This is a genomic window from Pseudomonas tremae (assembly GCF_023278125.1).
Classification (GTDB): domain Bacteria; phylum Pseudomonadota; class Gammaproteobacteria; order Pseudomonadales; family Pseudomonadaceae; genus Aquipseudomonas; species Aquipseudomonas tremae.
Genome location: NZ_CP066270.1, coordinates 4,642,428 through 4,666,284, shown reverse-complemented (window position 1 = coordinate 4,666,284; position 23,857 = coordinate 4,642,428). Strand labels below are relative to the sequence as shown.

The window sequence follows — 23,857 nt, the reverse complement described above, 5'->3', positions numbered from 1 at the left end:
TATGCGCACCAGCATGGGACGATGTCAGGCGGTCCTGGCAAAGGTTGCCTTATCGTGGTGCGGCTCGAGAAAAGCCAGTCTCGACCGTCTCTTTTTTCAGTGTATAGATGGCGTTAAACCCACAATTCTTTCTCGCCGCTGTAAAGGTCATAGGCCTGATCCATAACCTGCTCCGGGATGTCGAAATAGGCGTATAGCTGGCCATTGACCCTGCTCGTTGCGCCCAGTTGCAGGAATGTGGAGGGTGGTATCGCGACGTGGTCGCCCAGAAAGTCCGTGAACATGTTCTTTTTGGGGACTGCTGGTGCAAAGATGAAAAACACCGGGTGGTTTTCAGCGTTGGCATTGCGGGTGACAAACTCGTCCTGGCTCCATTCGAGGGCGTTGGTTCGTGACACGGACGCGGATTGCACACCGTTATCCATAAAGACTGCGCCTGTCTCCCCCTCAAGACACGCCAGCCCCTCGCTGGACACGTAAGTGGCGCGAAACGCAGTGCCGTGCCATTCCTTCAGACGGTGAAACTGATCAAGAAACTCGCGTGTTGTGGCGTTGCGTACACCGCTTCTCAGCAGTGGGTTGATCTCGCCTGAACCGCCTTCTGCATAGGCCGTGATTGCAGGCAGGCCCTCTGCATTGGATGTCTTGCTCAAGGCTATATAGTCGGCTTCGAACGCCATACGCTCGGCAGCAGTAGTTTCCTGAAGGGAAGAGGGCCAGTCAGTCAGTAAACTGGCCAGGCGTGCTCTGGCCTTCCGGATTGCCTGAGGACTTAGGCGCGGTATTCCTTCACTCACAACTTTCCAGGCTCCACTAGTGGTGCGTAACGCGTACTCGTGCTCATGCACCAGCAGCGTTGCATCGATCGGGTGTTGTCGATAAAGGCGAGAATGACCAAACAGGTTATTACGTCGGCTGACATAAAAGGTTTGATTCTCTAATTCGATAGCTGTGAAGCGTTTGGGGACCAGCGCAACGGTGAGTTTCGATTCGCCGAATCTTGGGGCGCCGGTGTGCGACATCAGGTAGCCGATCTGTGGCTGACCGTCGCGCCCGATCTGGCGTATCAGGTTTGGGCGTCTGATTGCAGCCCGAGCACGTACTGCAGGCTTGAGAACCAGTGCTACGTGTCCCAGCAAGGCGATGGCAAGGTAACTTATAGCGCTCAGAAATTCATCGGCAGCCCCCCGTATGTCGTTCTCCTCGATTTTTTCAAAAGCGCTCCATGTCTTGTAAAGCGCCAGTCCCAGCGCGAGAGGCATCAGGATTGCGTCAGGCAAGAACAGAAGCACGATATTGGCGGTGAAGTCGAAGCCATTGCCGGATTGCCCCGTTCCATGCGCAGGGCTCATTCGCTGTTTGGCCTCTTGAATCAAAAGGTTGATCTTGGTCTTATGGTTTTCTTCATAAAAGTTATTGCTCTGCGGGATGAAAACTATCGGCCTAAACAGTCCTGCAGGAAATTTTATCGGAGAAAACCGGGTGATTATTTCCGGTAGACGCCAGTGCTTTGCCTCCTTCTCGTACTTCATGGCGTACAGCATCTCCATGCGTCTGGAAACGGGTATCTGCCGCATCAGATAGCGCTGGAATGGCTCATCTTCAAGGAGTTGGGTCAGGTGAAACATGCTGTTGAACCAGCGAAAAACAACGCCGTCACTCGCATCCAGTGTGCAGAGCACCAAGGGGCCTTTTTCGAATTTATCGACCGGGGCAATCAACATGACGTTACTTATCGTGAGCTGATTGATACTGAGTAACCGGACTTCTATTTTTTCGCTGTTGACGGTACGCCGCCTTTCAGGTGCAGGAGCATCGAGCACTGCTTTGATCCAGGTCGAGCCGCTCAACGGGAAGGCTTGCTGCTCGATCTCCAGCAGCCTCATTCTCATTTGGGATTCCAGCAGTTGTTGTCGCGATCGCTTGAGTTGTTGTGCATAAGCCGACGACCTCAACTGGTCGTCCAGATAGCTGTCGAGGTGTTGCGGATCGTGGATAGCCGCAACAATATTTTTGACGAAGAGCTTGTCCAGTTGCTCTATTGATTTGCCTGTGTCGTCGGTAAGGCCGATCAACAATGCGTGCCTGGCTTTGACCCGGAAGACGGGTGAGTGCATCAGATGCCGGAGTGACATTGTTCTCGTTTCGATGACAGGTGTTCCATTAAATCCCGGGATTTCCGGCTTTATTTGGCGGACTCCATAGGTCAGAGAAACCATGATCCGCTCAGCTGCAAGATCGACCGACGCTCGCTTCAGAGCATCATTCAATTGTTGGTCTATGTAGCGAGCAAAGTAGAGGCGGCCGTCAACTTCGGGCCGGTCGAAGCGGTCTTTGCTGACGCTATGTATGTTCACGACCGCTTCGCCAAAGCGCTGCGCTTGCTCACACCATTCCTTGCGTTGTTTTTGCTCCATGGTTTGCCACCAGTCGGGCATCTGGGTTTGAATCAGCTCGCTGTCCATCTGTTCGAGGCGCTGGCAGTTATCCAACTGAAGTTCGGGTTTGAGCAGTTGCCAGATCAGTTGCTCAAAACAGGCCATGTCCATTCGCTCTGCCAGGGCGCGCTGTACGGCAATAGCGAACAGCCCTTGCTGCCTGATGATCTGGAGGGTCAACAGTTGGCTCAGGAAGTTACCCGCCATTGATGTGTAGCTCCACAGCATCGGGCTGTCAGCTGTTGGCTCAGGTTCTTCCAAAGTGAGCAGAGCCTGAAAACGCTGGCTGTATCGAGGCTCGTTTCCTCGCTCTATGAGGCTGTCATTCATCTGTTTGAACGAGTTGAATCCTTCCAGACCGTCCTCTTGGGTGAACAGCAGAACATCTTCTCGTTCGTCATCATCTGCTTGCGCCGGTTGTGTTCTAAACCTGCGAGTAATGACGAAGGCACCGGGCAGTGCAATCGGCTTGGCTCCGTCGATGCTTGCCCTGAGGTTGTAAACGCTGTGTGCCTGAGTTTCGTCAGTGGCTTCGGTGATGCATCGTTTCAGGGCTGTCAGCAGCATGCTGTAGTGACTGGTGGTCATCTTTCCCAGCGCTATCCGTATTGCGCATTCAGATCTCAGGCACTGGATCTGGTCGGAGAGAAACTCACTGCGTCGGGTCTTGCCATCGGGCAATGCAGCCGCCCAGTAATCTGCAAGCTTCTGGCTGTAGCGTTTTTCCAGTTGTTTCCTGACATGAGCGTAGAGGGTAAGGATCGCCGTCCGACCCAGTGGTTCGATGACCAGGGTCTGTGTGCTGACAGAGGGCGTCGGGTAGATGCCTTGTACTTCGTTGTCGTTCCAGCTCAGCTTGCCGGTGAAATGCTCGATAAGGCTGGCGATCAGTGGAGCACTGTGCACATTGTCATCGGCGTCAGGCGGTAACCTGCTGTCACGATAAGCAAGCCAGGCGGCATGAACATTCAGGTCAGGCTTTACCATTCTGAGTGCTTCATGTACCAGTTCACCTACCGTTTCAGCCAGGTCTGGCAGGCAGGTTTCGCTGTCGGGCGGCTTCTTTAGAGGGTCAGGGGGTGTCGGGAGGGTTGCGTTCATGGTGCCGATTCTTCTAGATGAAAGATGATCCGCTCAAGGCCTTAGCCGGCGGTTCATTGCATCTAGTCAGTCTGGGCGGCAAATAGCTGTCGGGCAGGGTTGCTCAATGCTCGTGGCATCGTCCATGCATCTGGTAGGAAGGGGAAGCGCGCGAGCTGGCAAGGAAGGGGCGAGGCCTGAAACCGGGTATGAGGAGGAATTCATCACAACGCCACTCAACGGTTTCAGGCCTCGCAGCGTGCAATCTAAGCTGTTGTCGCCCGTTTGGCAAAGCGCGAAATCACTATTCGATCAAGCACCCAGACAATCAGCATCGAAATGCCCACCAGGGGGAATATCGCGCCCAGAACAATCATCACCACTGTCGCGGTTTTCCAGCGTGGCAGGTCGTGACGCAAAGGGGGCACGCCCAGCCCACTGTCGGGTCGGCGTTTCCACCAGATCACCAGGCCGCTGACGGAGCTGAGCAGTACCATCAGGCATACCAGCAAGATCAGTAGCTGGTTGATCCAGCCAAAAAACTTGCCCTCATGCAGCATCACGCCCAGCTCGGTTGCCTTGGACACCGCGCTGTAATCGACATAGCGCACGTCCGCCAGTACCTTGCCGGTGTACTGGTCGATGTGCAGAGTGGCGTCGTCGCGTGGGTCGTCAGCGAACACCGATACTGTGAACACACCGTCGGCATTCTTTGGCTGAGTAATGCTGTAGCCCGGTACGATCTCTCTCGCCCGGGCGATGTCGACGACTTGCTGCAGCGATACTTTGGGCGCTGCCGGAGCGCTGGACATGTGCATGTGGCCCATGTGTTCGGCATGATCACCGCCCGATACCGGCATCGGTGTGTTTTCCATCGCCCAGGGTACGGTCTGCACGCTGGCATTGTTCAGTTCGCCAGCCTGTTTGTCGGACATGGGGACGTTGGTCCACATGGCGGCCGGGAAGGTGTTCCACACCGCGGCGTACTGTTTGCCCCACAGCCCGGTCCAGGTCATGCCGCTCAACAGCATGAACAGCAGTAACAGCGCGCCCCAGAAACCTGTCACTGCGTGCAGATCCCGCCACAACACGCGGCCTTTGGCAGTCAGGCGTGGCCAGAACACACCGGCAGCCGAACGGCCTCGTGGCCACCACAGATAAAGGCCGGAGACGACAAGCACAATGCCCCAGCCCGCCGCCAGCTCGACAAGCCGGTCACCCACAGTGCCGATCATCAACTCGCCATGCAGTGCGCGGGCAATCGCTTGCAAATTGTCCTTGGCGTCTTGAGTGCCAAGTATTTTGCCGCGATACGGATCAACGAACACATTGACCTCGCGGCCCTGTTCGCGGATCACAAACTGGGCGCTGCCCTCGACGCTGGTCGGCGGGAAATATTTACCGATGGCGGCCTGTGGATAAGTACTCAGTACCCGCTGTTGCAGCTCATCGGCAGCGAGGCGATGCTCGGTCGGGGTGACGTACAGCAGGTCGCTGTACATCAGGTTATCCAGCTGTGGCTTGAACAGGTAGATGATCCCTGTCAATGAAAGCAGGATCATGAATGGCGCGACAAACAGCCCGGCATAGAAATGCCATCGCCAGGCCAGGTTATAAAAAGAGACAGCAGGTTTGGACACGTTCAACGCTCCCTATCAGGGATAACACAGCACGAGACGCGCACAGCTCTGGGCCGGGCGCGGTCGTGGAATCTTGTTGCTGGTCAGGCAGCCATGAGTGTCGGAGGGGCCCGGCTTCGGGCATTGGGGAAGACCGGTTTGTGTGCATGGCCTTGTCGCGGTGCCAGAGCGAAGAAGTTGCCTGGCGCGGGCGGCGTGGCAGCCACCAGCGCAAGTACATGGGGCAGCGCCGGGCAACTGAACAGCAAGGTGCAATAACCGCACTTTGCCCACAGTGCGTGATCACTCATGCCTGTGTCAGCAGCTCGCGCATGTTCTGCACCATGATGAGCATGGCTGTCGGCTGTCATGTCCATCGTTGCGGGCATGGCCATCGACATGCCGGCGTGCTGATTCATCGGCATCGACTGGGAAACCAGTGGGCCGATAAAAATCATCAACATGGCGAACAGGCTCAGCCATGCGCCCCTTTTGTCACGGGGAATGGTTGAACCGTCGCGGTGGCAGGTGGTGCTCAATCGGGGAAACTACTCAGTGCTGGTGTTCCGAAGCCTGCTTTTGTACCACGACCTGCACCTCGATATCTCCCGCCTTTTCAAAATGCAGGGTCATCGGGAAGCGCTGGCCGCCGACCAGCTTCGAACGGTCCTTGATGTCCAGTAGCATCACGTGCCATGCCATCGGGGCAAAACTCACCTTGCCGCCTGCCGGGATATCGACAGCCTCTACGTGCTGCATTTTCATCAGGCCATCCGCGTGTACGTGCTCATGCAGCTGAGCCTGCCCGGCGATGGGCGTATCGGCACCGAGCAGACGGTCGGCGCTTTCACCCTTGTTCTCGATACTGAAATACGCCGCCACAGTGGGCGCATTGGGCGGTAGCTCCATCGACCACGGATGGCCAATCAGCAGCGCCCCGGCCTTATATTCGTGGGCCTGGACGAAGCAGGCCGGCAACATCAATGCGGCCAGCAGGAGTGCTTTTTTGAACATGTAGGGGATTCTCCGGGAGTGGTCGAGGAAAGGAGTGGAGGGCTTACCGACTGTACATACGAAACACTCAGTTAAACCTTTAGATGCCGTGGCGCAACCTGGCTCTGAAAACATCAATCGTGTGTGACCCCGCCGACGATCCATAGTGCTTGCGGCATAAAGCGTCGGCGGACGTACCGGCCCCTGAGTGAGCAGCCTTCCGCACGGGGCGCTCTCAAGGTTCAAGTCCCAACGCCTCCAGCACCTCATCAACAGCCCAGAACAGTCGGTCCACTTCAGGCAAATGCGGGCGTTTCAGGATCAAAACCGGCAGGCCGCGTTCGCGGGCGACGTCTAGCTTGGGTTCGGTCGAGCCGCTGCCGCTGTTTTTGCTGATCAGCACGTCGATATCACGTTGCTCGAACAGCTGTCGTTCGTCTTCCAGCAAGAACGGGCCTCGGGCGCCGATGACTTCGCAGCGCTCGTTGCCGGGGTAGCTGTCCAGGGCGCGCAGGGTCCAGAACTGGTGGTCCGGGATTTCATTCAGATGTTGCAAGGGCTCACGGCCCAGAGTGAACAGTGGTCGCTTGAACGGCGCCAGTGCTGTGGCCAGTTCAGACCAGTCGGCCACTTCGCGCCAATCGTCACCCGGACCGGCTTGCCAGGCAGCGCGACGCAAGGCCCAGCATGCAATACCCGCAAGCTGCGCAGCGCGCGCTGCATTGTGGCTGATCTGCGCGGCATACGGATGGGTGGCATCCAGCAGCAGATCGATATCGTGTTCACGAATGTACTGCGCCATCCCTTTGGCGCCACCGTACCCACCGACTTTCAACTGGCAAGTCAGGTCTGTCGGCACCCGGCCTACACCCGCCAGGCTGTAGATATGCTCAGGGCCAAGCTTGCGTGCAATCGCCAGCGCCTCGGTGATGCCGCCCAGCAGCAGAATTTTTTTCATAGAGGTTCCTTGGGGAATGCGACACCTGCCTGACCCACCAGGCCGCCCTGGCGATCAATCGCGAACACCTCGACCTGAACGCTTGCGGGCACCACGCTGCGGGCGAAGTCCAGGGCATGGCGACACACCTCGTCACCCAGTGGCACCCCGGCCGCAGCGCACATGGCCAATGCCTGCTGACTGGTGTTGGCGTGAAGGATCTTTTGCTGCAAGGCGGCATCTGCGCCGACATTTGTTGCCCAGCGCGCCAGTTGCGGCAGGTCGATGCTGGAGTGACGGCTGTGCAGGTCCATATGGCCGGCAGCCAGTTTGCTGATCTTGCCGAAACCGCCGCATAGGCTCAATTTATCCACAGGCACCTTGCGCAGGTGTTTGAGTACCGCGCCAACGAAGTCGCCCATTTCGATCAATGCAATGTCGGGGATGTTGTAGACGCGGCGCATGGTGTCTTCGCTGGCATTGCCGGTGCAGGCGGCGATGTGTCGATGGCCATTGACGGTAGCGACATCGATGCCTTGATGAATAGAGGCAATGTAGGCCGCACAGGAAAAGGGCCGGACGATCCCGCTGGTGCCGAGAATCGACAGCCCGCCGAGAATGCCCAGGCGCGGGTTCATGGTCTTGAGGGCCAGCGCCTCGCCGCCCTCGACGCCAATCGTTACCTCGAAACCACCGCTATAGCCCGATTCATCCGCCAGCCGAATCAAGTGTTCGGTCATCATGCGGCGCGGCACCGGATTGATGGCCGGTTCGCCCACCGCCAGCACTAGACCGGGCCGGGTCACGCTGCCGACGCCTGCGCCGGCCACAAAGCGCACGCTTGGTGTCGTTTCCAGCCTGACACGGGCAAATACCAGCGCACCGTGGGTGACATCGGGGTCGTCACCGGCATCCTTGATCGTTCCGGCTTCGGCGAAGTTATCCACAAGGCGGCAGAATTCCAGGCGCATCTGCACCTGTTTGCCTTTGGGCAATACAATTTCGACTGCGTCGCTGACCTGCCCGCTGAGCAACAATCGCGCCGCCGCCAGGCTGGTCGCGGTCGCGCAACTGCCAGTGGTCAGGCCACTGCGCAGCGGGGCAGGTTGTTCGGCGGTTTCTTCGCGCATCAGGGTTTGACTACCTCCAGCAGGGTGATCGGCAGCGCCTGACGCCATGTGTCGAACTCGCCAAGCGGCTGGGCATGCGCGACGTGGATGCGCGTCAGTTCGCCGCCGTGGCGCTCGCGCCAGGCCATCAGCGCGGCCTCGCTTTGCAGAGTCACAGCGTTGGCCACCAGCCGACCGCCGGAGCGCAGCTGCTCCCAGCAGGTTTCGAGCACACCGATACGCGTAACGCCGCCGCCGATGAACACCGCGTCCGGTCGTTCCAGCCCGTTCAGTGCCTGGGGCGCGCTACCGCGTACCAATTGCAGGCCGGGCACGCCCAGTGCATCGCGGTTGAATTCGATCAGTTGCTGACGGCCTTCATCAGCCTCGATGGCCATGGTCCGGCAGGTCGGGTGGGCGCGCATCCATTCGATGCCGATAGAACCGCAGCCTGCACCGACATCCCACAACAGTTCGCCCGGCAGCGGAGCAAGGCGGGCCAGGGTGATGGCCCGAACATCGCGTTTGGTGAGTTGCCCGTCGTGTTCAAAGGCGCTGTCCGGTAAACCTGCCAAGGTACTCAGACGAACGGCATCGGGCGCGGCGCGGCAGTCGATGGCAACCAGGTTGAGTGCTGCGATCTCAGGGTTGCCCCATTCGCTGGCCAGCCCCTCGACACGCCGCTCGGCGTCGCCACCCAGATGCTCCAGTACGGTCATGCGGCTCGGGCCAAAGCCTCGTTCGCGCAGCAAACCTGCGATAACTGCAGGGCTGCTGCCGTCGTTGCTCAGTACCAGCAGGCGCACGCCATGATGAAAGTGGGCATTCAGTGCGGCAACTGGACGGGCGACCACCGACAGGGTGACCACTTCCTGCAGCGGCCAGCCCAGGCGAGCCGCAGCCAGCGAGTAAGAGGAGGGCGCAGGCAGAATGCGCATTTCTTCGATAGCGACCACGCGCGTCAGGCTGGCGCCGACACCGAACAGCATGGGATCGCCACTGGCCAGCACGCAGATCTCTGCACCGCGCTGTTCCAGCACTGGGTTCAGCGAAAAAGGGCTCGGCCACGCGCGCCGTTCGGCGCGGATGCAAGGTGGCAGCAACGCCAGCTGGCGCGGGCCGCCGAACACCTGATCAGCGTGCAGCAGAGCATGCCGGGCGTTCTTGCCCAGCCCTTTGTAACCGTCTTCTCCGATTCCCACGACTGTCAGCCACGGCGACATGTACCTACCTCGATCCGAACTTCCGACAGAGCGTCTTTTCATGCCTGCGGACAAAGCAGGCATAATACCGCGCCCGACGGGGTACAAGTGCTCTAAACAGCTTCCGTTTCCAGCCAGTTCACAACGGGTGACCCTTTGAACGAGCAGCCAGCCGCTCGCACATCGTCCGCAACGCTACGCCCCTCGGCCTGTCCGGGGTTGCTGCGTATCGTCCCGGCGCTGGACGGCGGAATCTGTCGGATCAAGCTGGCGGGCGGCGTCATCTCCAGTGCGCAGGCACTGGCGGTCGCGCAAGCGGCGCAGACGTATGGCCGGGGCGTAATAGAAGCCACCAACCGCGCCAATCTGCAGATTCGCGGCATCGGCGCCGATCACGACGGTCTGATCCGTTCGCTGATGGCCGCAGGACTCGGTCCTGCCAGCCCTGCCAGTGATGATGTGCGCAACCTGATGCTCAGCCCCACCGCCGGGCTTGATCCGCACATGCTGTTCGATGCCCGACCACTGGCGACGCAGATTCTCGAGGCTCTTGAAAGTCACCCGCGTTTTCACGAGCTGTCACCCAAGTTCGCGCTGTCGCTGGACGCCGGTGAAGCGCTGGTGATGCTGGAGCATCCGCACGATGTGTGGCTGTCGGCTTTGAAAATTGACGACGAAGTGCTGCTGGCGTTCGGCCTGGCAGGTTGTCCGGCCAGTGATCGCCCGCTGGCTGCCGTGCCGCTGGCTGCCGGGCAGGTACTGGTTATCGCGCTGCTCGAGCTGTTCCTCGATCTGGCCCGTCCCGAGCACACCCGGATGCGGCATTTGCTGGCCGAGGTCTCGGTGGATGATCTGCTGCAGCAATTGTCGGCCCGCCCAGGGCTTGCGTTGCGGGTTGATCAAAGGGTAACCAGCTGGCAGCGTCCGGCCCTTCCGAGAAACGGGCATATCGGTGTCTACCCGCAGCGGCAGGCTGGAAGGGTCGCAGTCGGTGCTGTAGTGCCGTTGGGGCGTCTTGACGCGGCAATGCTGACTGCGGTGGCGCAACTGGCGGTCGATCAGGGTGATGGCACATTACGCCTGACGCCTTGGCAAAGCCTGTTGCTGCCCAATGTGCCAGTCGAGCAGGCGTCGGTGGTAATGGCGCAATTACACGCGATGGGCCTGATCTGTTCGGTCGAACAGCCTTTGGCGCAGATATTGGCGTGTACCGGTTGCGCCGGTTGCGCCAAAGGGCTGGCCGACACCAAGGCAGATGCCTTGCAGCTGGCGGCCGGGCTGGCTGACAGTCAGGCCGTGCACCTGAGCGGTTGCAAGCGTTCGTGTGCCGCTGCGCACGTTGCCCCGGTGACCTTGCTGGCTGTTGCGCCCGGCCGTTATGACCTTTATTTTCGCGACGCAGCGCATCCCGGTTTCGGTGTGCTGCGCGCGCGTGACCTTACTATTGAAGCAGTCAGCGCGCAGTTGAACGCTGACTCACGGAGCAACATTGCATGATTGACTACATCCGCGATGGTCAGGAGATATATCGCAATTCCTTCTCGATCATTCGCGCCGAGGCGCGCCTGGACACGATCCCCGCCGATCTGGAAAAACTCGCCGTGCGTGTGATTCACGCCTGCGGGATGGTCGAGGTCATCGAAGACCTGCGTTTCTCGCCAGGTGCCGGTACAGCCGGGCGCAATGCTCTGGCGGCCGGTGCGCCGATCCTGTGCGATGCGCGCATGGTTTCCGAAGGCATCACCCGCACGCGCCTGCCCGCCAACAACCCGATCATCTGCACATTGCATGATGAAGGCGTGCGGGAAATGGCTCTCGAGCTTGGCAATACGCGCTCTGCCGTGGCGCTGGAACTGTGGCGTCCGCACCTGGAAGGCAGCGTGGTGGTAATCGGCAACGCGCCGACGGCCCTGTTCTATCTGCTGGAAATGCTCGACGCAGGCGCGCCGAAACCCGCGCTTATTCTCGGCTTTCCGGTCGGTTTTGTTGGCGCGGCCGAGTCCAAGGCGATGCTGGCCGCCGACAGCCGCGGCGTGCCATTCGTGATCATGCAGGGCCGTCGCGGCGGCAGCGCCATGGCCGTGGCCGCTGTCAACGCACTGGCCACGGAGATCGAATGATGCAGGCACGCGGTCGATTGATTGGCCTGGGCGTCGGCCCCGGCGACCCGGAGCTGATTACCGTCAAGGCGCTGCGCCTGCTGCGTGAGTCGCCCGTGGTTGCGTACTTCGTGGCCAAGGGCAAAAAAGGTAATGCGTTCGGCATCATCGAAGCACATCTGCAGGACATGCAGACCCTGATGCCGCTGGTCTATCCCGTCACTACCGAGGCACTGCCTGCGTCGCTGTCCTACGAGAAAGTCATCAGTGATTTTTACGACGAATCGAGCCTTCTGGTCGCCGCGCACTTGGATGCCGGACGTGATGTGGCGGTGATCTGCGAGGGCGATCCGTTCTTCTACGGCTCTTACATGTACCTGCACGATCGTCTGGCCGAGCGTTATCAGGCCGAAGTGATTCCGGGTGTGTGTTCGATGCTCGGCGGCGCGTCGGTGCTGGGCGCACCTTTGGTGTATCGCAACCAGAGCCTGTCGGTGCTGTCCGGTGTGCTGTCCCACGACGACCTGAAACGCAAGCTGGCGGACGCCGATGCGGCGGTGATCATGAAACTGGGACGCAACTTCCACAAGGTGCGTGAAGTGCTGACCGAGCTGGGCATGGCCGGGCGCGCGCTGTACGTCGAGCGCGCCACCATGACCAATCAGAAGATCGTGCCGCTGGACCAGGTCGACCCGATGTCGTCGCCTTACTTCTCACTGATCATTGTTCCCGGCGACAGGTGGCAAGGCTGATGACTCTCGAAACTCCCGCCATCGTCATTCTCGGCAACGGTAGCCTGGCGACTGCAAAGCGCATTCAACAGCTTTATCCCGGAGCGCTGATTCATGGCCTTGCCGAGCGTGTGCAGGGGGCCGATAACGTCTACGACGAGTTCGGTACAACTGTGCGTCAGTTGTATCAGCAGAATACGCCGATCATTGCCCTGTGTGCTGCGGGCATTGTGATCCGCACGCTGGTGCCATTGTTGTTGGAAAAAGGCGCCGAGCCGCCAGTGCTGGCCGTGGCTGAAGACGGCAGTGCCGTTGTGCCGCTGCTTGGCGGTCTGGGAGGGGTCAATGTCATGGCGCGCAGCATTGCCAGTGCGCTTGGTATCGCGCCGGCAATTACCACCAGCGGTGAATTGCGCTTTGGCACCTGCCTGCTTAATCCGCCCAGCGGCTATGCGTTGGGCGATCTGGAACTGGGCAAACGCTTCGTTTCCGACTTGCTCTCCGGCGAGCGTGTGCGTATCGAAGGCGAGGCTCCGTGGCTGGCACAGGCGCAGCTGCCCGAGGACCCACAGGCCGAGCGGACGATTCATGTCGGTTCGGCGGTGCGCGCGCCTTCGTCTAACGAATTGCTGATCTATCCGCGCAGTGTGCTGGTGTCTGTCAGCGCAGTAACCCATGAGCTGGCTGCGCAAGTGCGCACTGCATTGCGCGACGCAAACATAGCCGAGCAATCTCTGGCTTGTCTGCTGGCCAGCGAAGATCAGATGGCCAGTGCGCTGTTGCATCAGGCGGCAGAGGCGCTGGGTGTTTCTATACGCTTTGAAAGGGCCGGATCGGCCAGCGAAATGGCCACAGGTGCAGTACCGCAACGGCTGGCGTTGCTCGGCATGGGCGATGGCATTGCGATCGCCGTCGCGGCGCAACCGCTGGATGTGCAGAGCATTGGCCGTGGGCGCGGGCGTCTCGCGGTCATTGGCCTCGGCCCTGGCGCAGCGGACCTGATGGTGCCTGCGGTCAAGGCCGAACTGGCGCGCGCCAATGATGTGCTTGGCTATGAAACCTACGTGCGCATGGCCGGACCGTTCCGCGCCGATCAAGTGCTGCACTGCACCGACAACCGCGAAGAAATGCTGCGTGCCCGGCATGCATTCGAGCTGGCTGCGCAGGGGCGCTCGGTGGTCGTGGTGTCGTCGGGTGACCCCGGGGTTTTCGCCATGGCGTCGGCGGTGCTCGAAGCGCTGCACGAGTCCGATGACCCACACTGGCATTCTGTCGAACTGGAAATCCTGCCGGGCGTCTCGGCTTCTCTGGCCACTGCCGCACAGGCGGGCGCGCCCCTGGGGCATGACTTCTGCGTGCTGTCGCTTTCCGACAATCTCAAACCGTGGGAAATCATCGAGAAACGCTTGGACCTTGCATGTCAGGCAGATCTGGCGCTGGCTTTCTATAACCCCATTTCCCGCTCCCGACCCTGGCAGCTGGGCAAAGCGCTTGAGATCGTTCGTCAGCATCGCAGTCCGCAAACGCCCGTTACGCTTGGGCGTGACGTGGGCCGTCCGGGCCAGACGCTGCGTGTCATCACACTGGACGAGTTGACGCCGGAACAGGTGGATATGCGAACGATGGTGCTGATCGGCTCGTCTCTGACCTGCACGTTTCCTCGTAACGAAGGCGGCAGCTGGGTCTATACGCCGCGTTGGTATGGCAAGAAACCTACAGTCTGAGACCGCAGGCTTGTCATACCGGCATCGAGCTTGTTGTGGGAACGTGCTGAAACTTCTGTGCAATGCAAAGCATTCAGGTCAAGGTTTTTACCTGGATGTTGGAGCGACCGGGGGCTCTTCGTGCTGTCAGGTTTGAGGGACGTTTCCCTGTGCAGCCAGAGAATCTTCGTTTGACCACTATTCACACCGGGTGCTGAGTGTGCGGAAACCCTGTGCATTCCAGTGAAGGCTTCAGAAACAGTTCATAAAGCCTGCAATGTGCGGTTTGTCTGTGCCAAAAAATGCCTGATTTATTTCGTTAGTCTTCTTCCAGTCCATCAGGGCTCATGAATTAAAGGACTAATGAAATGAAACATGAAAATACAATGAACACTGCTGACAACCTTCATTACATTGCCACCTGTGAACTGGCTGAATGCCCACCATCGTTGACCGCCTACTCCGCAGCCAGAAAGCCCGAATTGCTCTTGGCAGACGATCTGACTGACTCTGATCCGGGCGATGAGCCTGCCAAGGGGGCGGTTGTCGCAAGCAGTCTGTTGGCATTTGCCGAGGGTATGTCGCGCCAGAGCAAGGAAGACGTCATGGACTCCTTTCTGTTTGCCACCCTGGTGGCCAACAAGGCGTTCAACCCTGAAACTCAAGGTGATCAGTGGTATGAAAAATTCAACGAAGTGCTCTCCAGGCTTGGCTGGCTTTCCACCCATTGGAACTATGCACGCTATCACGCTGCCCAGCAGCGCTTCAGCATGGATGAGGTGGGTCTTGAGATCCTTGCTTCGGCTGTTACCGCAGCAGCTTTGCCGGGGCCTGCATCACTGCTGATGCTCAAGGTCGCCGCTGACGCCTTGGCTGCGCTGAAAGCCAAAAAAGAACCTTTACGCCTGTTCGAGAGCCAGGCCAAGTCACATCGCGGGGGCAGTTTTCGCGTTGCCTCTTGCATGGAATCCGCTGACAAGATTGTGATTCTGGCCATGGGCGCGGTCAGCTTCAAGAGTGATAGTGAGGTCACCAATGTCCTGTTCTGGGAATGGCAGGACACCCATGTTGAAACCTGGAAAGGCGAGGACAATCTGGTGCTCAATGCAGGCCTGTATTCGCGCCATCGCGACCTGATTCAGCAAAGGCTCGGCGACAACGCCAAAAGTGCAATTGAGGAGTTTGAAATCTGATCGGGTTGTTTACGGAGGCAATGATTGCCTCCGCGTTCGGGATAAAAGGAATTTCCCATGAAGCAGGAATTGAATGCTGTCGTCGTTAATGCGGGCTGTTTGCTATTTTTTTCCGGGCCGCAGCAGGTAGCGCTGAACAACGATGTGCTGGACTCGATGTTGTACGTGCAGTTGGCCGCATCAAAGCAACACCCAAAGTTTGCCGACTTTGAAAAATGGAATGAAACCCGTCTTGCTGCAACTCTGCGTTTCGGCTGGGTGCTGAGTGCCAGCGAACATGTCAGCGAGCCTTTGCAGGTGGGGAGTGTAGAGACAATATGGAATCGCATGAGGCTTGCCCTTGCTCCTACGGCGTCAACCGATGCGCTAGGGCGTGCAGAGGCGTATATGCGCTTGGTTTGCAATCATCGCGCCGGGAACGAAGCGCTTAAGTTGCTGAGTCGTCATACGCTACAGAGCGGTCTGGATCATGCAGGAAGATTGCAGGTCAGCGTGGTCTTGCAACTCGGGTTTTTCGACGCTCAGCGTAACCTGACACTGGCGCAGCTTCATTTCGCCACCCGTCAACCACTGGCATCCGGCTTTCTTTTCGAGGTACTCGAACCGCAGAGCATCTACGGCAACATCGCCATGACTGTCTATTCAATGCAATTGATCGACCAGGTCTATTCACAGTTTCGCGCAGGCATAGACGCAGCGCTGTCGAGCAAACGTGTCGGTCTGATCATGACGCCTGGAGACAGGCCTGATGTCTGATCCGGATGAAACCCTGCTGACAGGCTCCAGCCTGCTGTCCTTCCACAATATCGACGCTTGTTTGCGCCAGGACATCATAAGCTGCCTGCAGCACGCCAGACTTGTCGCGGATGATCAACACTCTCCTCAGCGGGCCTGGCATTTATGGCTGGACGTTTACCAGAGATCTATTGTTGCCAATGGCGGGCTGCGTAGCGCGAGGGGCAACGACGTACGGTTGAACATTCACAGTTTCCGGGACATCGGCAAATTGCGGTTTCCGGTGGTTGATAATGCCGTCGAACTTCGCCGGTTGTACCACCGTTCGCTCGACACTCTACTGGCCAGTGACCATGCGAAGACTTTTTTCAGCAGTTGGTTTACCTCTGGGCGCTCTGAAAGCTTTCAACTCATGCCATGTGTCATGCACAACAAAGATGAGGCGACGATCCTTTTGTGCAGCCTGCAGATGACGACCACAGCGTTGAGGCCCGCAGTCTATTTCTGGCAGATACTCGGCGGAGAAATGCGAGTGCATGCAATCAGTGCAGCGTTCCGCTTCAGTCGCCAGAGCTTCGAGCCTTTTCGACAAACTGTTCAAGATGCTCTGGCTGATCGCGCACGGGCCGAAATCATCAGTCTTTAACAGTGCGGCCAAGCCCCCATGGAAGGGAGTAATGCAAATGAATTCGGGCACAGGTAATGGAGCGTATCTGGGTGATATCCACAGTATGGTGGCGTTTCTTCCCGGGCTTTCGGGCGAGGATCGTAACGACATTCTGGACGTTCTTCTGGATGCGCAGTTGTTCGCGGGCAAACAGTTTGATTTCACGACGCAGTGGAGCAGCTGGATGCACTACTACCGCAGCCGGCTCAGGACGCGTGGCCTACAGCAAAAAGGCGTGGTTCTGGGCGACTCACTTATCGTAAGCAACGTTGACGATTTGGTGCAGGCAACTTTCAAGGTCAGCAATCCTGCGGATCGCAAGCGTCTGGGCAGCATGGTGCAGCGTGCCTTCACGGCGATGGGCGTGAATCAGGCGGCAGCGTCCTACTTTCAAGACGGCTTCGATCAAGGGCGTCTGGGCAGTTTTCAAGTGGTGCCCTGCGAGAAGTATGAGCCGGGCCGGATACTCCTGCTGCTTTGCAGTCTGCACTTGAGCGTCGACGAACGTAGTGCAGGCAGACGAAGGCTGCTGTTCCATTTCAAGGGCGGCAGTTACACCTTCGACACAAAGATTTATGCGGAACATCGTAATGACGTGGCGCGCTATCTGGATGGCAGGGCGAAAAGCCTGATACGTGCCGCCTCTATCTGAACAACTCAAGGCAACAAATAGCCCCTGATGCCGGTGAATATGATCTGTGCGGCCAATGCACAGACGAACAACCCCATCAGGCGGCTGACGATCTGCAAACCTTGATCACCGAGAATACGTTCGATGCGATTGGCCAGATACAGCACGACCCCGACTGTCAGGCTCGCCAGAGCGATACTCAGGATAGCCGCGAGTTTGTCGTCCCAATGCGGCTGACTGACGCCCATGACCAGCAGTGCGCCAATCGTGCCGGGGCCTACCGTCAGGGGGATGGTCAACGGAACAATGGTGACGTCCTGCTGGACATTATCGGCCTGCACGGCTGACTTGCCTTGAGCCATGCCCAATGCCGAGATGAACAGCACACTGCCGGCGCCGATTCTGAATGCGTCGACCGTGATCCCGAATACATCGAAAATCACTCTTCCGAACAGGTACAACAGTACGCTGGAGACCAGCGTGGCGAGCGCTACTTTCCAGGCCAGACGCCTTTGCTCCTTGCGCGAGTGGCCGCGGGTCAGGCTGATGAAACAGGAAAGGACGAAGAACGGACTGTAAAGCACCAGCATTTTCAGATAAACGCTGAACAACACGTGAAGCATGGCTTCGACTCACAGCAGCAGGTGGATGGCACCGCCAGTCTATCAGGCCTTTAGCGGCTTCCCGTAGCGGTGTCAGTTCTGCTGATACAGTTCGCCAGCCGAGGTCAGCCCGCGAGCCTTTTCGCGATGAGCGACCCAATGCTCCACGAGTTCGCGCAGTTGGGACAGCTCGATGGGCTTGGCCATATGACCGTCCATGCCCGCCTGACGTGCGCGATCCTTGTGCTCGGCGAGAATATGCGCGGTCAGTGCAACGACGGGTGTGCGCACGCGCTGATTGCCGACTTCCCATGCACGCAATTGCTCGGTGGCCGAGAACCCGTCCAGTATCGGCATTTCACAGTCCATCAGTACCAGGTCGTAACGCTGCGCTTTCATGGCGCGCAGTGCTTCTTCGCCATTGCTGGCGGTGTCGGGGTTCAGGTTGAGCTTGCCGAGCATGCCCCGGATCACTTTGGTCGAAATGCTGTTGTCTTCCGCCACCAGAATGCGGAAGTCGCCGGGCACGCTGGCCGGAATGTTCGGCACGTTATTGGCCTTGGAGGCAGTCACGCCTTTGTTCAGCTGGGTCAGCTCATCGGCCAGCGTGGTCTTGAGCGTATAGCCTGCCACCGGTTTGGCCAGAATGCGCTTGATGCCTGAATTGCGCGCGATGATCTTGCTCGGCGCATTGCTGATGCCTGTCAGCATGATCAGCAGAATGTCATGATTGAGGCTTGGATCTTCCTTGATCTTGGCTGCCAGCTGCATACCCGTCATACCGGGCATGTTCTGATCGAGCAGAACCACATCGAAATAATCCCGCAAGTGCGCCTTTGTCCTGAGCAGCGCCAGCGCTTCCTTGCCGGAAGCGACAGCGCTGACATTCAAGCCCCACGCGCTACATTGCTGGACCAGCACCTTGCGGCAGGTGTCATTGTCATCGACAACCAGTACGCGGGCATCCTTCAGAGGGCTGTCCAGGTCAATGGTCGGCTGCTCGAGCAGGCTTGCGTCCATTGGCAGCGTCAGCCAAAGCATGTTGCCTTTAATGCCGCTGCTCTGGATGCCGAATTCGCCGTCCATCAGGACGATCAGCTGACGCGCGATGACCAACCCCAAGTGGCCGCCCAGCCTGCTGCTGGCCAGGAAATTCCTGCTGTGCAATTCAGCGTGCAGCAATTCGTCCCTTTCTTCATCGGAGAGCGATTCTCCGCTGTCCTGGACCGATATGCGCAGGCGATGGCTGCCGGACTTCGAGGTATCCAGCGCAACAGCCAGCAGAATCTCGCCTTCGTCGGTGTTCTTCAGAGCATTTTCCAGCAGGCTCAGCAGCGTCTGGCGCAGACGGGTCGGGTCGCCATTGATGACGCGAGGCACCTGCGGCTGGATCAGACTGATCAGCTCCACCTGCTGTTTTTCGGCCTTGGCGCGGAAAATGTTCAGGCAGTCCTCGACCAGCGCGGCGATATCGAATTGCACGTCATCGAGTTCGATCTGCCCTGACTCCAGCTTGGTGATGTCCAGAATCTCGTTGATCAATGTCAGCAGTTCATTGCCGGCACTGTGGATAGTCTGCACATAGTCGCGCTGTTTGACTGACAGGGGTGTGCCGAGCAGCAGTTCGGTCATGCCCAGCACGCCGTTCATGGGCGTACGGATCTCATGACTGATCTTGGCCAGAAACTCTGCCTTGGCATTGATTTCGGCAGTACTGGCTGCCTGATCGCGGCTGAGGCTGAAGCGGTCTTCGGTGATGCTGCGATGACGTTCGCCGAGTGCCAGGCTCATCAGCAGGCCGCTGATGCAGAAGACGCTGAGCAGCGCGAGTATCAGCCATTGTGGCGGCACCAGGCTCAACCACAGCAGGCCTGGCAACACCACCATGTAACCGATATTGAAGGTGATCATCCCGAACACGAACAGCCGCGCGGAGCGATAGCCCTTTTGCCAGTGCCACATGGATACGGCAAGAATGCTCAGCGTCGTGATGGAGACCAGAACGAAGGTCAGGATATTGATCGGCAGACTGCTGTCGGACAGCACCACCAGAGCGCCGAGGCCCATGAGCGCTGCAATGCCCAGCAACAGGCGATCCAGCTTGCGCGCCCGACGATGAATGAAGAAGCAATAGGTGTAGATCAGACCTGCGACAGCGGCCAGCAGCAGCGCCAGATGCGAACTGGGTGTCTGCGCAATGTGCCAGGGGTCGATCGGGCGGAGCAGATTCAGCAGCAGCAGGGCGCTGAGCCCGAGCAGGGATTCGCAGGCCGCCAGCCACAGATTGCTGCGTGAACGCGTATGCCCGGACCGTGTCAGGTTCTGTACGATCAGCATCGCCAACGCGCCAAACAGCAGGCCGAACAGTAACGGTTCGGTCTCGTTGGCAGCGCTCTCGATGGCTGGCTCCAGGGTGATACTGGGGCGCATTTTCTGAGCCGATACAAGCCTCAGGTAGATATCCAGTGAAGCCGCACTTTGCGGGATTGGCAGCAGGAAATCGTTGGACGGCAGGCGTTGATCTTCCAGAGGCACCTCATTGCCGGTGCGCAAGTGATCAACCAGTCGGTCGCCATCCATGACGTACATATCTGCGCTGGCAAGGTCAGGTGCAAAGATGCGCAGGAGTTGCTCATGCTGCGTGGGATGCAGCCGGTAATGCAGCCAGACCGCACCGCTGTGATCTGTCGCCGTGACGCGCTCCAGTTCGATGGGGCTGAACTGATTCTGATACCGCGCCGAGCGGATTTCATCCAGCGTCAGGCTGGCTTTTTCGTCGAGCAGCGTTGACCAGCCTGCGCCATGCTCTGCCTGAGCCGAAAGCATGAACAGCAAGGTCAGCAGTCCGACAGTTGAGGCTATGGCAATCCTGAGCCAGCGCACTATGAAATCCCTTCGTGAGTGAATGCCAGGTAAACCGCGCAACGCCAGGTAAACCGGCCAGCACCTTTGATCAGGTGCCAGCCCGGTCGATTATTCCTGTTCTTCGCCACGCTCGCGGGCAATGGCACGGTAGCCAATGTCATTACGATAAAAACAACCTTGCCAATCGACTTTCGCTGCCAGCGCGTAGGCGTTTTTTTGCGCACTGCCCACGCTGTCACCCAATGCTGTGGCACACAGTACACGACCGCCGCTGGTCACGACACGATCATCCTGCAAGGCGGTGCCTGCATGGAATATCTTGCCTTGCAGTTGTGCGGCAGCGTCCAGCCCATTGATGACCGCTCCTTTGGCGTAATCGCCAGGATAACCGCCAGCTGCCAGCACGATACCCAGGCTCGGACGCGGGTCCCATTGTGCTTCGACCTTGTCCAGCGCCTGCGCCAGAGCTGCTTCGACCAGCAATACCAGGCTCGATTGCAGACGCAACATGACCGGCTGTGTTTCCGGATCGCCAAAGCGGCAGTTGAACTCGATCACCTTGGGGTTGCCAGCCTTGTCGATCATCAGACCAGCATAGAGGAAACCGGTGTAGACGTTGCCTTCCTCGGCCATGCCCCGGACGGTCGGCCAGATGACCAGGTCCATGACACGTTGATGAACCTCGGCAGTCACTACCGGGGCAGGGGAGTAGGCACCCATGCCGCCGGTGTTCGGACCGCTGTCGCCATCGCCGACCCGTTTGTGATCCTGGCTGGTGGCCATGGGCAGCACATTCTTGCCGTCGACCATGACGATGAAGCTGGCTTCCTCGCCGTCCAGAAACTCTTCGATTACTACCCGCGAGCCCGCGTCGCCGAAAGCATTGCCTGCCAGCATGTCGCGAACTGCATCTTCGGCTTCTGCCAGGGTCATGGCGACGATGACGCCCTTGCCGGCGGCCAGGCCATCGGCCTTGATGACGATCGGCGCACCTTTTTCACGCAGGTAGGCCAGCGCAGGCTCGATGTCGGTGAAGTTCTGGTAGTCGGCCGTGGGGATCTTGTGACGTGCCAGGAAATCCTTGGTGAACGCCTTGGAGCCTTCGAGCTGCGCAGCAGCGGCGGTCGGACCAAAGCAATCCAGGCCGCGACTGCGGAACAGGTCGACGACACCCGCAACCAGCGGCACTTCCGGGCCGACGATGGTCAGGGAAACATTCTTTTCTGCGAAATCCGCCAGTTGTTCCAGTGCCAGAACGTCGATGGCCACGTTCTCGCACTTTGCCTCGATCGCAGTGCCCGCATTGCCAGGTGCGACAAACACCTTCTGAATACGTGGGTCCTGAGCTACTTTCCAGGCCAGGGCGTGTTCACGACCGCCGCTGCCGATGATCAAAACATTCATTTCAAAAACCTCGATGACGCTGGTTCTGGAGTACGCGCTGTGTCGATGACGACCAGTGCCGCAGTACGAGGCCGCAATGGCGCGGGTGCATGCGAGGCGGAGCGGACTTCGCTGAGCCCGATTGCCTGTTGGCAATGTGCATCAGCGAAGCCCCGTCCAGCGAAGCACAAACCTGTGACAGTGCGACCGTTTTTCTGATTAATGCCTGAAGTGGCGCATGCCGGTGAACACCATCGCAATGCCGGCTTCGTCTGCCGCAGCAATCACTTCGTTGTCGCGCATCGAGCCGCCTGGCTGGATGACGGCAGTGATGCCGACCTTGGCCGCGTTGTCGATACCATCGCGGAACGGGAAAAATGCATCGGACGCCATGACTGCTCCTTGCACCTGCAGACCGGCATGCTCTGCCTTGATCGCGGCGATGCGCGCGGAGTTCACGCGGCTCATCTGACCTGCGCCGACGCCGATGGTTTGGCGGTTACGGGCGTAGACAATGGCGTTGGACTTCACGTACTTGGCGACTTTCCAGGCGAAGATCAGGTCATGCATTTCGTGTTCGGTAGGCGCACGCCGGGTAACGACCTTAAGGTCATCCGAGGTGATCATGCCGATGTCGCGGCTTTGCACCAGCAGGCCACCGTTGACGCGTTTGTAGTCCCAGGCCGGAAGACGCTCGCTCCACTGGCCACTGGTCAGCAGACGTACGTTGGCTTTGCTGGCCACGATAGTGCGGGCTTCGGCGCTGACGCTTGGGGCGATGATGACTTCAACGAACTGGCGTTCGACGATGGCCTTGGCCGTTGCAGCGTCCAGCTCGCGGTTGAACGCGATGATGCCGCCAAATGCCGATTCGGCGTCGGTGGCATAGGCCAGTTCGTAGGCCTGGCGAATGCCGCCTTCGTCGTCAGGGCAGACTGCTACGCCGCACGGGTTGGCGTGCTTGACGATAACGCAGGCGGGCTTGACGAAGCTCTTGACGCACTCCAGCGCAGCATCGGTGTCGGCAACGTTGTTGAACGACAGTTCCTTGCCCTGCAGCTGGGTCGCAGTGGCGATACCGACTTCGGCCGGCTTGGCTTCCACGTAGAACGCCGCGCTCTGGTGCGGGTTCTCGCCGTAGCGCATTTCCTGAGCCTTGACGAACTGGGTGTTGAAAGTGCGCGGAAACTGGCTGCGGCCTTCGGTGCTCAGGGTGTCGGCAGTCTGGTCGACGCCGCCCAGGTAGTTGGCAATCATGCCGTCGTAGGCCGCAGTGTGTTCGAAGGCCTTGAGCATCAGGTCGAAACGCTGTGCGTAGGTCAGGCCTCCAGCCTTGAGGCTTTCCAGTACCTGGCCGTAATCGCCTGCATTGACCACGATGGCGACATCTTTATGGTTCTTTGCTGCAGAACGGACCATGGTCGGGCCGCCGATATCAATGTTCTCGATGGCGGTCGGCAGGTCGCAGCCTGGCTTGGAAACAGTGGCTTCAAACGGATACAGATTGACGGCTACCAGATCGATCGGCTTGATGCCGTGTTCGTTCATGATCGCGTCGTCGGTACCGCGACGACCCAGAATGCCGCCGTGGATCATGGGGTGCAGGGTCTTGACCCGACCGTCCATCATTTCAGCGAAGCCGGTGTAGTCGGCCACTTCGACTGCCGCAACGCCATTGTCCTTGAGCAGCTTGAACGTACCGCCAGTGGAGAGGATCTCGACGCCCAGCGCTTCCAGCTCGCGGGCAAACTCAAGGATTCCGGTCTTGTCGGATACGCTGATCAGGGCGCGGCGGATCGGCAGGCGGGTAATCTGGTCGGTCATCTCGATTTCCATCAAAAGCAAAAGAAGTCAGCAAAAAAAAGCGACC

20 protein-coding genes are annotated in these 23,857 nt (G+C 58.9%); 9 read left to right on the top strand and 11 right to left on the bottom strand.

Annotated features, from left to right (window positions below):
* Window positions 1-113: 113 nt before the first annotated feature.
* Window positions 114-3,005, bottom strand: a complete 2,892-nt coding sequence (locus tag I9H09_RS21105; RefSeq protein WP_236534545.1) for a dermonecrotic toxin domain-containing protein — start codon at window positions 3,003-3,005, stop codon at window positions 114-116.
* Window positions 3,006-3,011: 6 nt separating this feature from the next.
* Here I9H09_RS21105 and I9H09_RS21100 point away from each other — a divergent pair, with 6 nt between their 5' ends.
* Window positions 3,012-3,368: a hypothetical protein gene (locus I9H09_RS21100; RefSeq protein ID WP_236502267.1), complete on the top strand. Its 357-nt coding sequence runs from the start codon at window positions 3,012-3,014 to the stop codon at window positions 3,366-3,368.
* Between the two features lie 416 nt (window positions 3,369-3,784).
* Here I9H09_RS21100 and I9H09_RS21095 read toward each other — a convergent pair whose 3' ends face one another.
* The 6 genes from I9H09_RS21095 to I9H09_RS21070 form a co-directional block, all read right to left on the bottom strand.
* On the bottom strand, window positions 3,785-5,158 hold the full coding sequence (locus I9H09_RS21095) for a PepSY-associated TM helix domain-containing protein (RefSeq protein ID WP_122311321.1): 1,374 nt from the start codon (window positions 5,156-5,158) through the stop codon (window positions 3,785-3,787).
* Between the two features lie 83 nt (window positions 5,159-5,241).
* The gene (locus I9H09_RS21090) at window positions 5,242-5,676 is read right to left on the bottom strand and encodes a DUF2946 domain-containing protein (RefSeq protein ID WP_055002336.1); all 435 of its coding nucleotides are present in this window, start codon (window positions 5,674-5,676) and stop codon (window positions 5,242-5,244) included.
* A 13-nt stretch (window positions 5,677-5,689) separates the two neighbouring features.
* Window positions 5,690-6,151: a copper chaperone PCu(A)C gene (locus I9H09_RS21085; RefSeq protein ID WP_055002335.1), complete on the bottom strand. Its 462-nt coding sequence runs from the start codon at window positions 6,149-6,151 to the stop codon at window positions 5,690-5,692.
* A gap of 214 nt (window positions 6,152-6,365) precedes the next feature.
* A complete protein-coding gene (locus I9H09_RS21080) occupies window positions 6,366-7,088 on the bottom strand; it encodes a cobalt-precorrin-6A reductase (RefSeq protein WP_122347500.1) in 723 nt (240 codons plus the stop codon).
* On the bottom strand, window positions 7,085-8,197 hold the full coding sequence (locus I9H09_RS21075) for a cobalt-precorrin-5B (C(1))-methyltransferase (protein WP_122347499.1): 1,113 nt from the start codon (window positions 8,195-8,197) through the stop codon (window positions 7,085-7,087). The genes I9H09_RS21080 and I9H09_RS21075 overlap by 4 nt, the downstream gene beginning before the upstream one ends.
* A complete protein-coding gene (locus tag I9H09_RS21070) occupies window positions 8,197-9,399 on the bottom strand; it encodes a bifunctional cobalt-precorrin-7 (C(5))-methyltransferase/cobalt-precorrin-6B (C(15))-methyltransferase (protein ID WP_053931576.1) in 1,203 nt (400 codons plus the stop codon). The genes I9H09_RS21075 and I9H09_RS21070 overlap by 1 nt, the downstream gene beginning before the upstream one ends.
* A 135-nt stretch (window positions 9,400-9,534) precedes the next feature.
* Here I9H09_RS21070 and cobG point away from each other — a divergent pair, with 135 nt between their 5' ends.
* From cobG to I9H09_RS21030, 8 genes are all read left to right on the top strand, one after another.
* Complete coding sequence (gene cobG / locus I9H09_RS21065; protein ID WP_122311326.1) at window positions 9,535-10,875, top strand: precorrin-3B synthase; 1,341 nt, start codon at window positions 9,535-9,537, stop codon at window positions 10,873-10,875.
* Window positions 10,872-11,498 (top strand): precorrin-8X methylmutase, encoded by a 627-nt coding sequence (locus I9H09_RS21060; RefSeq protein WP_003368856.1) that lies wholly within the window; start codon window positions 10,872-10,874, stop codon window positions 11,496-11,498. Before cobG ends, I9H09_RS21060 begins: the two co-directional genes overlap by 4 nt.
* Window positions 11,498-12,229 (top strand): precorrin-2 C(20)-methyltransferase, encoded by a 732-nt coding sequence (locus I9H09_RS21055; RefSeq protein ID WP_005888640.1) that lies wholly within the window; start codon window positions 11,498-11,500, stop codon window positions 12,227-12,229. Before I9H09_RS21060 ends, I9H09_RS21055 begins: the two co-directional genes overlap by 1 nt.
* Complete coding sequence (gene cobJ / locus I9H09_RS21050; RefSeq protein WP_122347498.1) at window positions 12,229-13,932, top strand: precorrin-3B C(17)-methyltransferase; 1,704 nt, start codon at window positions 12,229-12,231, stop codon at window positions 13,930-13,932. Before I9H09_RS21055 ends, cobJ begins: the two co-directional genes overlap by 1 nt.
* Before the next feature lie 347 nt (window positions 13,933-14,279).
* Window positions 14,280-15,104, top strand: a complete 825-nt coding sequence (locus I9H09_RS21045) for a hypothetical protein (protein ID WP_122347497.1) — start codon at window positions 14,280-14,282, stop codon at window positions 15,102-15,104.
* A gap of 57 nt (window positions 15,105-15,161) precedes the next feature.
* A complete protein-coding gene (locus I9H09_RS21040) occupies window positions 15,162-15,860 on the top strand; it encodes a hypothetical protein (protein WP_122347496.1) in 699 nt (232 codons plus the stop codon).
* On the top strand, window positions 15,853-16,485 hold the full coding sequence (locus I9H09_RS21035; protein WP_122324664.1) for a hypothetical protein: 633 nt from the start codon (window positions 15,853-15,855) through the stop codon (window positions 16,483-16,485). Before I9H09_RS21040 ends, I9H09_RS21035 begins: the two co-directional genes overlap by 8 nt.
* Window positions 16,486-16,522: 37 nt before the next feature.
* Window positions 16,523-17,158: a hypothetical protein gene (locus tag I9H09_RS21030; protein ID WP_053481367.1), complete on the top strand. Its 636-nt coding sequence runs from the start codon at window positions 16,523-16,525 to the stop codon at window positions 17,156-17,158.
* A 5-nt stretch (window positions 17,159-17,163) separates the two neighbouring features.
* On the opposite strand, the gene I9H09_RS21025 is transcribed toward I9H09_RS21030, so the two are convergent.
* The 4 genes from I9H09_RS21025 to purH form a co-directional block, all read right to left on the bottom strand.
* Window positions 17,164-17,760 carry a MarC family protein gene (locus I9H09_RS21025; protein WP_122324663.1) on the bottom strand — a complete coding sequence of 199 codons (597 nt, stop codon included), beginning with the start codon at window positions 17,758-17,760 and terminating at the stop codon, window positions 17,164-17,166.
* A 72-nt stretch (window positions 17,761-17,832) separates the two neighbouring features.
* Window positions 17,833-20,622 (bottom strand): hybrid sensor histidine kinase/response regulator RetS, encoded by a 2,790-nt coding sequence (retS, locus tag I9H09_RS21020; RefSeq protein ID WP_122347495.1) that lies wholly within the window; start codon window positions 20,620-20,622, stop codon window positions 17,833-17,835.
* A 90-nt stretch (window positions 20,623-20,712) separates the two neighbouring features.
* A complete protein-coding gene (purD, locus tag I9H09_RS21015) occupies window positions 20,713-22,008 on the bottom strand; it encodes a phosphoribosylamine--glycine ligase (RefSeq protein WP_024690953.1) in 1,296 nt (431 codons plus the stop codon).
* 198 nt (window positions 22,009-22,206) lie between these two features.
* Complete coding sequence (gene purH, locus I9H09_RS21010; protein ID WP_005888656.1) at window positions 22,207-23,811, bottom strand: bifunctional phosphoribosylaminoimidazolecarboxamide formyltransferase/IMP cyclohydrolase; 1,605 nt, start codon at window positions 23,809-23,811, stop codon at window positions 22,207-22,209.
* Between the last annotated feature and the right edge of the window lie 46 nt (window positions 23,812-23,857).